The sequence below is a fragment of the Paraburkholderia sp. J7 genome (assembly GCF_905220155.1).
GTDB lineage: Bacteria > Pseudomonadota > Gammaproteobacteria > Burkholderiales > Burkholderiaceae > Paraburkholderia.
The window spans coordinates 49,360-64,594 of sequence record NZ_CAJMYZ010000028.1 but is presented as its reverse complement, the minus strand read 5'-3'; the positions used below and the strand labels follow the sequence as shown (position 1 = coordinate 64,594).

The window sequence follows — 15,235 nt, the reverse complement described above, 5'->3', positions numbered from 1 at the left end:
CCATTCATGCTGTTCAACATCATTGACCTCCAGTAGCCAATTTCATGATCCGTTCCTGCGACGCCTCGCTGCGATCCAGCTCACCCATGACCGCGCCCTCGTGCATGACGATCACGCGATCGCTCATGCCCAGAATCTCGGGCAATTCCGACGAAATCATGATGATTGCGAGTCCCCGCTGGGCGAATTGCGACATGAGTCGGTGAATCTCCGACTTCGACCCGACATCGATGCCTCGCGTCGGTTCGTCGAGAATGAGCACATTCAGGTCACCTAGCAGCCATTTGGCGATGACGATCTTCTGCTGATTGCCGCCACTCAGATTGCCGGTCGTCGTGTGCAGGTCGGCTGTCTTGATTTTCAGCATTTCGCGCATCTCGCTTGCCGCGGTGCGCTCGCGAGCGGCGTCGATCAAACCGCGCTTCACGAACTTGCCGAGATTCGCGAGAGAGATGTTTTCCTGAACCGATCGGCACAACACCAGTCCTTCGGCCTTGCGGTCCTCGGAAACCATCGCAATACCATGCTTGATTGCGCTCGCGCTGCCTTTCAGCTTCAACGCGTTGCCCTTGAGTACGATCTGCCCTTCGTCCAGTGGATCGAGCCCGAAGATCGCCCGCGCGACCTCGGTGCGCCCTGCGCCAATGAGCCCCGCGAGGCCCACGATTTCGCCGCTGCGCACGCTAAAGCTGATATTGCGGAACACGCCGCGCCGCGTTGCGTTGCGCACTTCGAGCACCGTTTCGCCGATGGGCGCTTCCAGCTTCGGGAAGATGTTCGAGATGGTGCGGCCGACCATCTGCGAGATCAGCTTCGATTCGTCGTAGGCGCTCGCGGGACCGGAATCCACGTACCTGCCATCACGAATGATCGTGATGTCGTCGGCGATCTGGAAGATCTCATCCATCTTGTGGCTGATGTAGATGATCGCCACACCACGCGCCTTCAAATCGCGGATCTGCGCGAACAGCATGTCTACTTCGGTGTCGCTGATCGCGGAGGTCGGTTCGTCCATGATGATGAGCGAAGCACCGCGCGAGATCGCCTTGCTGATTTCGATGAGTTGCATGCCCGCCACGCTCAACTCGCGCATCTTTTGCCGCGGATCGTATTTGAGCCCGAGGCGATCGAGCAGCCCGCGTGTTTCGCGCACCATACGGCCGAAATCTACGAAGGGGCGCGCGAACGGGCCAAACCCCGGCGCGGCGGGCTCGCGCCCAAGGAAGATGTTCTCGGCGATGGTCATATCGAGTACGGGACTCAATTCCTGATGGATCATCGCCACGCCGATCTCGAGTGCGGCCTTCGGGCCGCGCGGCGCAAACGGCGCGCCCTTGAAATAGATTTCGCCGGAATCGACGCGGTGCTCGCCGCTCAGGATCTTCATCAGCGTAGACTTTCCCGCGCCGTTCTCACCGACCAGCACATGCGTTGTGCCTGCACGTACCTTGAGTGTCACCTTGTCGAGCGCGAGCACGCCCGGAAATGCCTTCGTGACCTCCCGCATTTCCAGCACGTAGTTTTCCTGCTCTAAAGCCATGGTCCTGCTCCTCACATGCGCGCGACATCGCCCCCTTACGCGGGTCAGCCGTGCGTGGCGTTGCGACGTCAAGCGCGAAGATGTACGGATGGGGTACGGATTTGCGGGCGGATATCGCCCGCCGCTCGTTTGTCAGTCCGAAAACGCGAGGGGACAGTACGAAATCCTGGCGATTTGAGTGATTTCCTGAATGCGGAACATGTGCTGTCTCCATCTATGAATTATTCTGATTTCCTCCTGAGTGCCAGTACGTCCCTTGGGTAGGCGATCGCTGGCACTCGGGAACTCACGCGTTGCTACCTGCTGATCGTCTGTTTGAGCGCGTCGATGGAAGTTGTGATGCCTGCTTCAACCGACATCGTGAGGTCTTCCATCTCCAGCGAGACCCAGTCGTTGTATCCCGTCATGCGGACCACCGAGAAGAATTCCTTCCACCACTGAAGATCCTTGCCGCAGCCAACCGCGACGTAGTTCCATGCGCGGCGCCCCACTTCCTCGACCGGCTTCGTCTCAAGCAGGCCATTCACGTCGACTAGCCCGCGCTCGAGGCGCGCGTCCTTGCCGTGTACGTGATGAATGGCGTCGCCCAGTGCGCGCGCAGCGGCGATCGGATCGGCACCCATCCAGATCAGATGGCTGGGATCGAGATTCAGGCCAACCATCGGGCCCACGCCTTCTCGCAGGCGGAAAAGCGTTTCGGGATTCCAGACCAGCATCGCACTGAAGTTCTCCAGCGCGAACTTCTCGACGCCGGCTTCAGTGGCCTGGCTGACAAGCTTGCGCCAGTAAGGAATCGCGACATCGTTCCACTGGTAGTCGAGACACCCCTTGAGCGTCGCGGGCCAACTGGTGGTGTAGGTAATCCAGTTCGGCACGCTATCCTCCGGACTCGCGGGCGGCAGACCGCTCATCGCCACGATCTTCTTTACGCCAAGTTCGCCGGCAAGACGGATCGTCTTCTCCATGTCCGCCTTGTGCTTCTTGCCCAGTTCGCCCGGATCCAGCGGATTGCCCGACACATTGAGCGCTGCGATTTCCATGCCGCGGCTTTCCAGCGCCGCGTGCAACGCACGCCGCTTGCCAGCGTCGGCGAGCAACTCGTCGGCTCGCAGGTGTGGGGCCGACGACCAGCCGCCGGCCGTCATTTCCACACCGAACACCTCCATCTCACACAGCTTGTCGAGCATTTGTTCAAAGGGCAGATAGCCCAGGCTGTCCGTGCAGAACGAAAGCTTCATCGTTTTCTCCGTGCTTTAAATCTATTGAATGTAATTGGGCAGCAAGCGCTCAGGCGTCGCGGTAAAGCGCCGGTTTTTCCTTGAGCGATACGCGTACCTTTTCTCCACTCTGCTGCGCGGCAACGCCTGCTTCGCAGCATGCCGCCGTCGCGTAGCCATCCCATGCGGAAGGCCCGTCGATCGTTCCTCGGCGTGCTGCGTCGACCCACGTCTGCAGTTCGAGATCGAATGCGGGACGGAAACGTTCGACGAAGCTTGGCGTCACCGCACCACCCCAACGACCGGCGCTGCGCACGTACGGGCCGCCATCGCTTCCGATGTTGACGATGCCGTCTTCGAACACAGCCTGCGCGGCGACCTGATAGCCGAACTGCGCGTTGACGAAGATCTCGACGTCGGCAAGCACCCCGCTTGTCGTTTCGATCAGCACCTGTTGGGGATCATGCTGGCCAGGATGGGCGTGCCGCGTCGGACGACCGAGCCGCACCTGCACCGAGGCGATCTCCTCTCCCGTGATGAAGCGGATGCCGTCAAACTCGTGCACCACCGAATCGTTCACCAGCATCTGGCTCGTGAAATTCGCAGGCGTTGTGCCGTTGCGATGCGAGAAGTGCAGCAGCAACGGATCGCCCAGTTCCTTCGACGTGAGAATCTCGCGCAGTTGCCGGTACTCGGCGTCGAACCGCCGCATGAAGCCCACCTGAATGAGCTTGCGACCGAGCTTGCGCTCCGCTTCGACGATTCGCCATGCCGATTCCGCGTCGGGCGTAAGCGGCTTCTCGCATAGGACCGGCAACCCGTGGTCGAGAACCTGAAGCAAAGTCTTTTCATGCAGGAAACCCGGCGTCGCAATCACTACGGCGTCAACGCGCTCTTCCGCCAGAACCGGCGCAATATCCGCTTCCGCTGTAGCGCCCGGCGCCTTGCTCGCAGCTTGCTGTGCGCGCTCCACATCGACATCGACAACCGCGACGACCTCAGCACCGACAATCCGGTTCGCGATGCGCTCAACATGGTCCGCGCCCATGAGACCCGCACCCACTACCGCGACACGAAGCTTGTTCTTCATATATCGAAATCCTAAGTTTTTGAAAATCCCGTCTGACTGGATCGTGTGCATTCGCTCGCCAGGAGTGAGAACGCCCTGCCGCCAGTCACGCAAAAGTTGACGACACGTCAACGTTGTCCAACGGCATAGGGAGAAGCCTAGGGAATGGCATGTATGCGTCTCCGGCTGCCAGGCCTTTTCCGTGTCAGGTGAACAACGGGGCCGATGTGTCGTTTGTGTCTGTGAGCCGAAGTTTAGAGAGGCGCCCTGCCGCCGCAACAAGAAAAATGACCAGATCTGGTCACACCCTGCAGCATTTCCAGGTTCATCCATGACGGCCGGGTTGCGCGGCATCGATCGGTGTTTTCCCCGGTGATTCCGGGCTGCGAGGCCTGACCAGAAATGGTCAATGTTTCGGTTGTCGCCTGCACGACGCTCGCCTAACTTTGTCATCGAAAGCTCGAACGACACACCCGCCGCGGGTCAGCGTCTTCGCGGCAGAGAAAAATGTTGGAGACAGCCAATGACCTTCCCTTCTTCCCCTCCAGGGCTGCGAAGACCTCCGCCTCTCGTGCGTATTGCCTTCTGCCCCACCCGGCATCGCGATGCAACGGCAGCCTGTCCGGCTGCGCGACTCATCGCATGAGTACCGCAAACACACTTTCATCACCGCACGGATCACACATGGGTCACATCAGGCTAACGACGGCACAGGCGCTCGTTCGATTTCTCGATAACCAGTACGTCGAGTTCGATGGCGAGCAGACGAAATTCGTCAAGGGCGTGTTCACCATCTTCGGACACGGCAATGTCCTCGGCATCGGCCAGGCGCTCGAGCAGGACGCGGGCGACCTCGTCGTGCATCAGGGAAGAAATGAGCAGGGCATGGCTCACGCGGCCATCGGCTTCGCGAGGCAAAGCAGACGCCGCCAGATCTACGCCTGTACGTCGTCGGTCGGCCCCGGCGCGGCGAACATGGTGACGGCTGCGGCCACCGCGACCGCGAACCGCATCCCCCTGCTGCTGCTTCCTGGCGACGTCCACGCCGGACGCCAACCCGACCCTGTGCTCCAGCAGATCGAGCAGTCGCACGATCTCTCCATCAGCACCAATGACGTGTTCCGCCCGGTCAGCAAGTACTGGGATCGCATCGTGCGCCCCGAGCAACTCATGAGCGCATGCATCAACGCCATGCGCGTGCTGACCGATCCTGCGGAAACAGGCGCCGTGACGCTCGCCCTTCCGCAGGACGTTCAGGCCGAAGCGTTCGACTACCCCGACTACTTCTTCGCGAAGCGCGTGCACTACATCGAGCGCCGGCCACCAGCGGCCGCCGCCGTGGCGCGCGCCGCCGCCGTCGCTGCTCGCAAGAGTCGGCCGCTGCTCGTTTGCGGAGGCGGCGTGCGCTACGCCAATGCCCAAAAGGCACTGGTTCGGTTCGCCGAGCGATTCGGCATTCCGGTTGCGCACACCCAGGCTGGCAAGGGCTCGATGGCGTGGGATCACCCGCTCAATCTGGGCGGAATCGGCGAAACGGGCTCGCTTGCCGCAAACGAAATCGCACGTGAGGCCGATCTCGTCATCGGCGTTGGCACGCGCTATACGGACTTCACGACCGCCTCGAAGTGGCTGTTCCAGTCTCCCGAGGTTCAGTTCGTCAATCTGAACACCAGTGCGTTCGACGCCGGCAAGCTCGATGCAGTATCGATTGTTTCGGATGCCGAACCAGGTATCAATGCGCTTTCGGAAGCATTCGAAGGCATCGCATTCTCTTCCGGCCGCCGAAGCGATATCGCAAATGCGATTGCGCGTATGCGCGCCGAGGAAGAGCGTGTCCATCAGGTGCGCTATACGCCCGAACAATTCGTACCGGAAATCGATGACCACCTCGATCGCGGCGTGCTCGACGAGTTCGTCCGATTGACCGGCTCGTCACTCACGCAGACCCAGGTGCTGGGGCTGCTGAACGAGAAGCTGACCGATCGCGACGTGGTTGTCGCCGCCGCCGGCAGCCTGCCGGGCGACCTGCAACGCATCTGGCGACCGAAGGGAGAAGACAGCTATCACGTCGAATACGGCTATTCGTGCATGGGTTACGAAGTCAACGCCGCACTGGGCGTGAAGCTCGCGCAGCCGCACAAGGAGGTGTTCGCATTCGTCGGCGACGGCTCTTACATGATGCTCCACTCCGAGCTCGTCACCTCCATTCAGGAGCGCCGCAAGATCAATGTCCTGCTGTTCGACAACATGACGTTCGGCTGCATCAACAACCTGCAGATGGAGCACGGCATGGGAAGTTTCGGGACTGAGTTCCGCTTTCGTGACAGCGAGGCAGGCGCACTCACGGGCGGCTTCGTGCCCATCGACTTCGCAGCCAACGCGGCCGCCTACGGCTGCAAAACGTACACGGTCAAGTCGATGGATGAACTTGTCGCAGCGCTCGACGACGCGCGCACGCAGAGCGTCTCGACACTCATCGACATCAAGGTGCTGCCGAAAACCATGGTGCACAAGTACGGATCGTGGTGGCACGTGGGCGTGCCGGAAGTTTCCACGAGCGCAGCCGTCGACGAAGCATCCCGGCTCATGAAGCTGGCGCTCAACCGCGCCCGGCGGTATTGATCTCCCTTTTCTACAGACCCTCAATCAGGAACCGACATGCGCATCGCCCTCGATCCCTACATGTACCGCCATCTGCCGATTCCGCAGATGGTCGAGAAAGTGGCCGAACTCGGCTACGAATACATCGAACTCTCGCCGCGGGAAGATTTCCTGCCGTTCTACAAGTATCCGCGCGTGGACAAAGCACGCGTGCGCGAGTTCAAGCACGCATTGCGCGAGAACGGCGTCAAGCTCTCCTCGCTGCTGCCGCTCTACCACTGGTCGCACCCCGACGAAGCGATGCGCGAAGCCGCGGTGCGCAACTGGAAGCGCGCGATTCAGGTTGCCGTGGACATGGAATGCGACCTCATGAATACGGAATTCAGCGGCCAGTCCGACAATGCGCTGGTGTGTGAACAGCAGTTCATGCGCTCGATGGAGGAACTGCTGCCGGTGTTCGAGCGTGAGGGCATCAAGCTCGACATTCAGGCGCACCCTTACGACTTCTGCGAGCGCAACAACGAGTCCGTAGACATCATCCGCGGCCTCGACAAACCGTGGCTCAACTACCTCTACGCCGTCCCGCACACGTACTTCTACGATGACGGCAAAGGCGACATCGCGGCCATGCTCGACTACGCGAAGCCGAAGCTCACTCACCTGATCATCGCCGACACGTACAACCACCGTGCATCGTCGAATCTGCGCTACATCGTGAATCCTCCAGGCGTCACCGCGACGGTACATCAGCATCTCGACATCGGGCAGGGCGAGATTCCCTGGGACACGTTCTTCCGCTCCGTGCGCGACATCGGATTCGACGGCATCGCGACCGTCGCGGTCTTCGCCTGGGAGGAACGCGCGGACGAGTCGTCCCGGATGATGCTCGACGCCGTCCAGCGCGGCCTCGGCCTGAAGTGACCCGCCAGTCCATGCTTTTCGCCTGACACTACACAACGCAACAGGAGCACCCATCGTGCAAAACCCGGTGCAAAACGCCGCGCAAAATCCAACGCTCGCGCCCGACCGAAAAATCGACGTGATCTGCCTCGGCCGGCTCGCGGTCGATCTCTACGCGCAACAGATCGGTGCCCCGCTCGAAGACGTCTCAAGCTTCGCACGCTATCTTGGCGGTTCCTCGGCCAACATCGCCTTCGGCTGCGCACGGCTCGGTCTGAAGTCGGCCATGCTCTCGCGTGTCGGCAACGATCACATGGGGCGATTCCTCGTGAACGCGCTCACGCGCGAGGGCTGCGACGTGAGCCATGTCGTCACCGACCCGCAACGCCTGACCGCTCTCGTGCTACTTGGTCTTAAGGATCGCGAAACGTTCCCGCTTGTGTTCTACCGCGAGAACTGTGCCGACATGGCGCTGGATGAAGCCGACTTCGACGAGTCGTTCATCGCCTCGAGCCGCGCGCTGCTCATCACCGGCACGCACTTCTCTACGCCGCAGGTGCATCGCGCGAGCATGAAGGCGCTGGAATATGCGCGTCGCAATGACGTGCGCACCGTGCTCGATATCGACTATCGTCCTGTCCTGTGGGGACTTACCGGCAAGGCCGATGGCGAAACCCGCTTCATCGCCAACGGCAGCGTGAGCGAGCATCTGCGCGGCATTGTGCCGATGTTCGACCTCATCGTCGGCACGGAAGAAGAATTCCGCATTGCAGGCGGTTGCGACGATCTGCTCGACGCCCTGCGCGCGGTGCGCGCCTTGACGGCCGCCACGCTCGTGGTCAAGCGCGGGCCGCTCGGATGCGCGATCATCGACGGACCGATTCCGGCTGCGCTCGACGACGCGCGCAACTATCGCGGCGTTCAGGTCGAAGTGCTCAACGTGCTTGGCGCCGGCGACGCGTTCATCTCGGGTTTCCTCAAAGGCTGGCTCACGGGCGCCGACGAGACGACCTGCTGCGCCTTCGCCAATGCCTGCGGCGCGCTGGTCGTTTCGCGGCATGCGTGCGCACCCGCCATGCCCACGCCGGCCGAGCTCGATTACTTCCTCGCCAACGCCGCGCAAATGAAGCGGCCCGATCGCGATGCCACGCTCACGCATCTTCATCGCGTGACCCCGGCGCGACGTAAATGGGACGAAGTGCTCGGCTTCGCGTTCGATCATCGTGAGCAGCTCTTCGCACTCGCGCAGCAGGCAGGCGTGGACGAAGCGCGCATTTCGACGCTCAAGCAACTGTTCGTGGCGGCCGTGGCGGAAACCGAGGCGCAGATCGGCGTGCAAGGCAAGATCGCCGTGCTGATCGACGATCGCTATGGCCAGGATGCGCTCAACGCCGCGACAGGCCGCGGCTGGTGGATCGGCCGGCCGGTCGAACTTCCGGGCTCCAATCCGCTGCAGTTCGAGCATGGCCGCTCGATTGGCACCGCGCTCGCCTTGTGGCCGCGCGAGCACATCGTGAAGTGCCTCGTGCAATATCACCCCGACGACGAAGCCGAGCACCGGATCGAACAGGAGCAGCAACTGCGCTCGCTTTACGACGCCGTGCAGGCGAGCGGTCATGAACTGCTGCTCGAAGTCATTCCTCCGAAAAACAGACCGAATCCACCGTCGTTGATCGTTCGCGCGCTGGAGAGACTGTACGACCTCGGCATCCAGCCGGACTGGTGGAAACTCGAGTCGCCGCGCGCGACCGAGTGGCGCGACATCGACGCGCTGATCGAAAAGCGTGATCCGTATTGCAGGGGCGTGGTGCTGCTCGGCTTGAACGCCCCCATCGAAAGACTCGCAGACGGCTTCGTCGAAGCCAGCGCGAGCCGAACCTGCCGCGGATTCACCGTCGGCCGAACGATTTTCTACGAGCCGAGCCGCGCATGGCTCGCGGGTGAAATCGACGACCAGACCCTGGTCGCTCAGGTGCGCGCGAACTTCGAGGTGCTGATCCGCCTCTGGAGACAGTCTCGCACGCAGAAGGAGGCCGCATGAGCAACCTGATCGTCAAGGGGCAGCAAACGGGTCGTGGCATCGTGACAGTGACACCCGAAAGCGCGGGCTGGCGCCACGTGGGATTTACCGCGAAGCGCTTGGGCAGGGGCGAAAGTATCGTGTTCAATACGGGCGCCGTGGAATTGTGTGTCGTCGTGCTGACCGGCGTCGTCACGGTGTCGACGCCCCAACATTGCTGGCGCGAGATCGGCGGGCGGCGCAGCGTGTTCGAGGCTCAGTCTCCGTATGCGGTGTACGTTCCGCCGCGCCAAAGCGTGTCGATCGAATCGCACGATGACGTCGAGATTGCGCTTTGCACCGCGCCGGCGACCGGCCGCTTCGAAGCGCGCCTGATCGAGCCGGCGACCATCGCGCGATCGGTTCGCGGCGCGGGCACGAATACGCGCTACGTATGCGACATTCTTCCTCAAAGCGAACCGGCGGAGTCGCTGCTGGTCGTCGAAGTCGTGACACCTGCCGGGCATTCGTCCAGCTATCCGCCGCACAAGCACGACGTCGATGCCATTCCCGAAGAGAGCTTTCTCGAGGAAACCTATTATCACCGCATCGATCCGCCGCAAGGGTTCGCGTTCCAGCGCGTGTACACCGACTCGCGCGACATCGACGTGGCGTATGCGGTCGAGAATCACGACGTCGTGATGGTGCCGCGCGGATACCACCCGGTCGTCGCGCCACACGGCTACAACAGCTATTACCTCAACGTGATGGCGGGTCCGAAGCGCGTCTGGCACTTCAGGAACGATCCCGCGCACGAATGGATGCTGGCGAAATAGGTGCGTCTGAACGCGGCGGCGTGGACGGTGCATGCCGTCCCGCCGTCCGCGTTCAGAGCGTCGCTGGAAGATAAGGCGCCTCGCGCACGTTCGCGAGGCAAAACACACCGAATTCGACCGGGCCAACCGGAGGAGAATCGGCGAGCACACCACAGGCATGCAGCAGGTGTTGCAGTGCCGATATGACCTGCGCGTCGGGGTTCTGATCGATCACGAGATCCATCGTCCCCTCTTCGATGAAGGTCCGATGCTCGTCGAGCATCTCGTGGCCGATCCATACGACTTTGCCCGCTGCACCGAACTCCCTGAGGGCCGCAGCGATTCCGGGCGAACCATAGCCGCTGTTATAGATGCCCGCCAGATCGCCTTGCTTCAGTGCGCGAGACACGGCGCGGTAACAGGCGTCGGCGTTGTCCTGCGTTTCGATTTCCGCGCCCTGATAGACGAGGTCCGCGTGCGCGGCAGCCATACCCTCGCGGAAACCGGCCATGCGGTCGCGGTGCGCGCCGAAGCTCAAGCCGCCGCACAGCTTCAGCACGCGGCCCGGAGCCCGCGCCAGTCGCCCGATGAAATAGCCGGCCGTGCGGCCCGCGCGCACATTGTCGATGCCCGCGTAATGCACGCGCGGCACGCCGGTGATATCCGTCATCAGCGTCACGACTGATTCGCCTCGCTCAATGGCGGCCGCAAGCGCCTCGCGCACAGGCACGGTGTCCCGGGCAGTCAGGACGAGCCCTGCGCGCTTGTAGCGCGAGCGCGCGATGGCCTCGACCACCGCGGCGTCCGACTCCGGGAGAATCGTCCGGTGCAGGACGATGCGCTTGTCAATGATTTGCGCCGAACGTTGCCACGCTGCGAGCAGACGCCGGAAGAAAGGCGTATCGCCGTGCGACAGCAACACGTCGATGTGGATGAGCCCATGCCGCACATCGGGCAACACGCGCCGCACGCCCAGTCGACGTGCCGCTGCAATCACCCGCTCGCGCGCGGATTCGGACACGCTGCCGCGCTCGTTGAGCACGCGGTTGACCGTCGACTCACTGACACCCGCTTCCAGCGCGATCTCGACAAAGCGCGCGTCGCGTTTGCGACGCGCGCCCGTCCCAGCGCGTTGCCCTGTTGCGGAGTCGCTCATCTAGCCGCCCGCGACGACCGGTCGTGTCCGGCCTGGAACCAGGCCTCGATGGCTTCGAGGCTCCGGCCCCTCGTTTCCGGCAAACAACGCGTGATGAAGGTGATCGAGACGAGCCCCAACGCGGCGAACAGGAAGAAGGTATTGGAAATTCCGACATGCGCCACGAGAGATGGAAAGCACAGGCCAATGACGAAGTTGACGAGCCAGAGTGTGCAGCCCGCGACACCTGCCGCAAACCCTCGGATCCTCAGCGGGAACAGTTCGGACAGCAGCACCCAGCTGACCGGAGCGATCAGCGCCTGCATGAAACTCAGGAAGCACACCATCGCCGAGAGGATCAAGCCCGCGCGCAAGTGGGAAACGGGCAACCAATCCGAGAACAGACCGATCATCAACAGGGACAGTGTGGTCCCTGAAAGACCGAGGATAAACATTGGCCGCCGCCCGATCTTGCCCAGCGCGTAGATACCCACGCACGTCGCCAGCACGGAGATCACACCGTTGGCGATATTGGCGATCAGCGCGGTTTCCCGGCCGAAACCGGAACTCGTGAGGATCTGCGTGCCGTAGTACATGATCGAGTTGACGCCGGTTGCCTGCATCACCACGGCAACGCCCAGACCGATGAAGAACACACGACGTATCCAGGGCGTCGACAATTCGGCAATCACACGGCGGCCCGTCTGGCGATGTTGCGCGCCCGCATGACGGATCTCGGCGAGTTCAGCCGCGACGTTTTGCTGTTCCCGAACACGCTTGAGCACGCGGAGCGCATCGCCAATGCGCCCCTTGGACGCGAGCCAGCGCGGGCTTTCGGGCATCGCCAGCATACCGATCCACAACGCGACCGCCGGCAACGTCGCGATCACCAGCATCCAGCGCCAGATGCCGTGCGTCGCGCCCCACTGGTTGCCGATCACGGCGTTGAGAATGAACGCGAGCATCTGCCCGGAGACGATCATCAATTCGTTCTGCGTCACGATCTGGCCGCGTCTGTCCGCGGGCGCCATCTCGGCCAGATAGGTCGGAACCGCCACCGATGCGCCGCCAACCGCAAGACCCAGCACGAAGCGCGCGATCACCATGGCCGTCACGGTGGGCGCGAATGTGCAGGCGAGCGTACCAACGAGAAAAGTGACCGCCAGCGTCATGATGCTCGTGCGGCGACCATATCGATCGGCAAGGTGGCCGCCAATCACAGCGCCCATTGCGGCGCCAAGCAGCAGGAAGCTCGTGACCATCCCCTCAGTTAGGGGAGTGAGCCCGAAATCACGCTTCATGTAGCCGAGTGCGCCGTTGATGACGCCTGTGTCGTATCCAAACAGCAGGCCGCCAAACGTGGCGACGATGGTGACGAGCCGGACGAAGCGGGCAATGCGCGTAGCTTCGCTCGTATCGGATTGGTCAAAGTCGCCGGGAATGGGCGCTTCGTAAGCGTTTCGCATCTTTGTCTCCGTATTCTTTCTCGACAGCGCTTTCTTGCAATGCGGATCCTTGCCGCAATGGCAAAGATTCGCAACCACCAGTTCGCTGTTCCTGATCCGGCGCATTCGACGATGGAACGCATCGATCCTGCTTTTGCACCGCTCACCATGCACGGTCGCTCGCGCAACCGCGATTATGCAAATGGATCGTTCAGGGACGGAGCCCGGGTTCCGGGCGAACACGGGACGAGTCGTCTCGTGAGAAGCAGGATTGCATGGACGGTGTCTCCGACGTTATCGACCACGATCCCGCGCGGGAGCCGTCCGTGGCCCATGCCGCGCTTCGCGCAAGTCTGTATGGAGGAAAGTAGTGAAACTTTACCCCAGCGACAACGCAAATTTTGACCATTTTTGGTCAACTTAATCTTGCGTTGCGCACGGGAAAACAGGATTTCCGCGGATCAACTGACAGGCGTAAACATTTTGTAAACAAGCAGTTGGCCGTCATATTTCCGTTGCGGACGAAAGAATGAACAGCATCAGGGGAGTGCCGTCTGAAGGCCGTGGACGCGGTTCACAATGGAAATAACGTCCTGTGCAGCTTGATTACGAACGTCTGAGGGAAAACCTGGGCTTCTTGACTCGCGCGAATCCAGGCAACGGGACTCGGATTAGCGAGCGATCTCTAACCAACCCGCGCCTGGCATTTGCGAGTCAGCCCTGATCGCCGCCGGCAACCGGCAATACGGAGCCCGTGATGTAGCTCGCTTCGTCCGACGCGAGAAACATGATCGGGGCCACCTGCTCGTCGAGACTGCCGTAGCGCTTGAAGAAGGTCGATTCGGTAACCTGCGCTACCGCCTCGCTCATCCAGACCTTTTCCTGCTCGCTGTCACCAGCGGCATTGCGCGGGATGCGGCGCGACGGTGCCACGGTGCCACCGGGCGCCGTGGCAACCACGCGGATATTGTCCTCCGCGTATTCCATAGCCAGCGATTGCGTGATCGCATTCACGCCGCCCTTCGCTGCCGAATACGGCAACCGGCGAATGCCGCACGTGGCGTTCGAAGAAACGTTGACGATGGTGCCGCGCCCGCGCTCGAGCAGATGCGGCAACACGGCGTGACACGTGTACAGCGTGGGCATGAGCGAGCGGCGGATTTCCGCATCGATCTGTGCCGGCTCGAATTCCGCATACGGACGCATGCGGATAGCGCCGCCCACACCGTTGATGAGAATGTCGATTCCGCCAAATCGTTGCGCGGCGAAATCCATGGCCGCTTTCGCGCCGTCATACGTTTCGAGGTCGGCGACGAATCCCGCCGTTTCAGCGCCCTTCGCCTCGGCCGCGACTTCAGCCACGAAATCCGCGCGATCGACGAACACGACCTTGCCGCCTTCGACCGCCGCACGCAGCGCGACGCCGCGCCCAATTCCCTGCGCCGCACCGGTGACGACGACGACCTTGCCTGCGAATCGTTGCATGTTCATGCCGCCTTCGGACCGACGTTCGGGGTGAACTTCTCGTAGTGGAAGCTGTTGGGCTTCACACCTTCGTCATCAAAATACTTGCGTACGGCGTCCACCATCGGCGGCGGGCCGCACAGGTACACATCGACGTCGCCATCGTTCAAGGCGTCGGCGGAAATGTGCTGCGTGACCCAGCCCTTGCGCGGATGATTCGAATCCACGTCGGCGATGACGGTAGCGAAGCTGAAGTTCGGCAGCTTCGCTGCGTAGGCGTCGATGGCTTCGACCAGCACAAGATCGAGGTCACGCGTCACGCCGTAAATGAGGTGCACCTTCTGCTGCGCGTTGGTGCGCGCGAGCACTTCCAGCATCGAGAGGAACGGCGCCAGACCCGTGCCGCCTGCGAGAAACAGCAGCGGCCGCTGTACGTCGCGCAAATAGAAGCTGCCGAGCGGCCCCGTCAAATCGAGCTTCGTGCCCGGTTGTGCGGCTTCGAGCCACGTGCTCATCACGCCGCCAGGAATCTTCTTGATCAGGAAGCTGATCTTCGATTCGCCCGGCGCAGAGGAGAACGAATACGAACGGTGTTGGTCACTGCCCGGCACGTTGATATTGGCGTACTGGCCCGGCAGGAACATCGGCCCAGCTGTATCCACATCGAGTTCGAGCACAATTGCAGCGTCGTTGTGCTGCTCGACTTTTGTCACCGTAGCGGCAAACTTGCTCTGCCCCGTTTTGCATACGATGGAAGACGCCGGTACCGCAATCACGCAATCGCTTTCCGGCACCATCTGGCAGGTGAGCACGAGGCCTCTGTCCTTTTCGTCCTCGGTCAGCGCGTCTTCGATATAGTCTTCGCCGAGGTCGTAGCTGCCACTTTCTGCACGGCACTTGCAGGTGCCGCACACTCCGTCGGAGCAATCCATCGGCAGGTTGATCCTCGCGCGGAAGGCCGCATCGAGGACCTTCTCGCCCGCTTTACAATCGATGAAACGGGTAACACCGTCCTCGAAATTCAGTGCAATCTTGTAGCTGGACATGGTG

At 61.8% G+C, this 15,235-nt stretch carries 11 protein-coding genes; 4 read left to right on the top strand and 7 right to left on the bottom strand.

Annotated features, from left to right (window positions below):
* Positions 1 to 19 precede the first annotated feature (19 nt).
* The 3 genes from U5A58_RS34345 to U5A58_RS34335 form a co-directional block, all read right to left on the bottom strand.
* A complete protein-coding gene (locus U5A58_RS34345) occupies positions 20 to 1,540 on the bottom strand; it encodes a sugar ABC transporter ATP-binding protein (RefSeq protein WP_321915966.1) in 1,521 nt (506 codons plus the stop codon).
* A gap of 296 nt (positions 1,541 to 1,836) precedes the next feature.
* Complete coding sequence (locus U5A58_RS34340) at positions 1,837 to 2,778, bottom strand: sugar phosphate isomerase/epimerase (protein WP_321915965.1); 942 nt, start codon at positions 2,776 to 2,778, stop codon at positions 1,837 to 1,839.
* Between the two features lie 49 nt (positions 2,779 to 2,827).
* Positions 2,828 to 4,279, bottom strand: coding sequence for a Gfo/Idh/MocA family oxidoreductase (locus U5A58_RS34335; RefSeq protein ID WP_321915964.1), 1,452 nt, complete (start codon positions 4,277 to 4,279; stop codon positions 2,828 to 2,830).
* Between the two features lie 231 nt (positions 4,280 to 4,510).
* Here U5A58_RS34335 and iolD point away from each other — a divergent pair, with 231 nt between their 5' ends.
* The 4 genes from iolD to iolB are packed head-to-tail and all read left to right on the top strand — an operon-like array spanning position 4,511 to position 10,162.
* A complete protein-coding gene (gene iolD, locus U5A58_RS34330) occupies positions 4,511 to 6,448 on the top strand; it encodes a 3D-(3,5/4)-trihydroxycyclohexane-1,2-dione acylhydrolase (decyclizing) (protein WP_321938053.1) in 1,938 nt (645 codons plus the stop codon).
* 36 nt (positions 6,449 to 6,484) lie between these two features.
* Positions 6,485 to 7,348, top strand: a complete 864-nt coding sequence (locus tag U5A58_RS34325) for a sugar phosphate isomerase/epimerase family protein (protein WP_321915962.1) — start codon at positions 6,485 to 6,487, stop codon at positions 7,346 to 7,348.
* A 55-nt stretch (positions 7,349 to 7,403) separates the two neighbouring features.
* On the top strand, positions 7,404 to 9,368 hold the full coding sequence (locus U5A58_RS34320; RefSeq protein ID WP_321915961.1) for a bifunctional 5-dehydro-2-deoxygluconokinase/5-dehydro-2-deoxyphosphogluconate aldolase: 1,965 nt from the start codon (positions 7,404 to 7,406) through the stop codon (positions 9,366 to 9,368).
* Positions 9,365 to 10,162, top strand: a complete 798-nt coding sequence (iolB, locus tag U5A58_RS34315; RefSeq protein ID WP_321915960.1) for a 5-deoxy-glucuronate isomerase — start codon at positions 9,365 to 9,367, stop codon at positions 10,160 to 10,162. Before U5A58_RS34320 ends, iolB begins: the two co-directional genes overlap by 4 nt.
* 52 nt (positions 10,163 to 10,214) lie before the next feature.
* Here the strand turns inward: iolB and U5A58_RS34310 are convergent, their stop codons facing one another.
* From U5A58_RS34310 to benC, 4 genes are all read right to left on the bottom strand, one after another.
* Complete coding sequence (locus U5A58_RS34310; RefSeq protein WP_321915959.1) at positions 10,215 to 11,297, bottom strand: LacI family DNA-binding transcriptional regulator; 1,083 nt, start codon at positions 11,295 to 11,297, stop codon at positions 10,215 to 10,217.
* Positions 11,294 to 12,742, bottom strand: coding sequence for a sugar porter family MFS transporter (locus U5A58_RS34305; RefSeq protein WP_321930687.1), 1,449 nt, complete (start codon positions 12,740 to 12,742; stop codon positions 11,294 to 11,296). Before U5A58_RS34305 ends, U5A58_RS34310 begins: the two co-directional genes overlap by 4 nt.
* A gap of 693 nt (positions 12,743 to 13,435) precedes the next feature.
* Positions 13,436 to 14,212, bottom strand: coding sequence for a benzoate diol dehydrogenase BenD (gene benD, locus U5A58_RS34300; protein ID WP_321915957.1), 777 nt, complete (start codon positions 14,210 to 14,212; stop codon positions 13,436 to 13,438).
* Positions 14,209 to 15,231, bottom strand: coding sequence for a benzoate 1,2-dioxygenase electron transfer component BenC (gene benC, locus U5A58_RS34295; protein WP_321915956.1), 1,023 nt, complete (start codon positions 15,229 to 15,231; stop codon positions 14,209 to 14,211). Before benC ends, benD begins: the two co-directional genes overlap by 4 nt.
* Positions 15,232 to 15,235 lie beyond the last annotated feature (4 nt).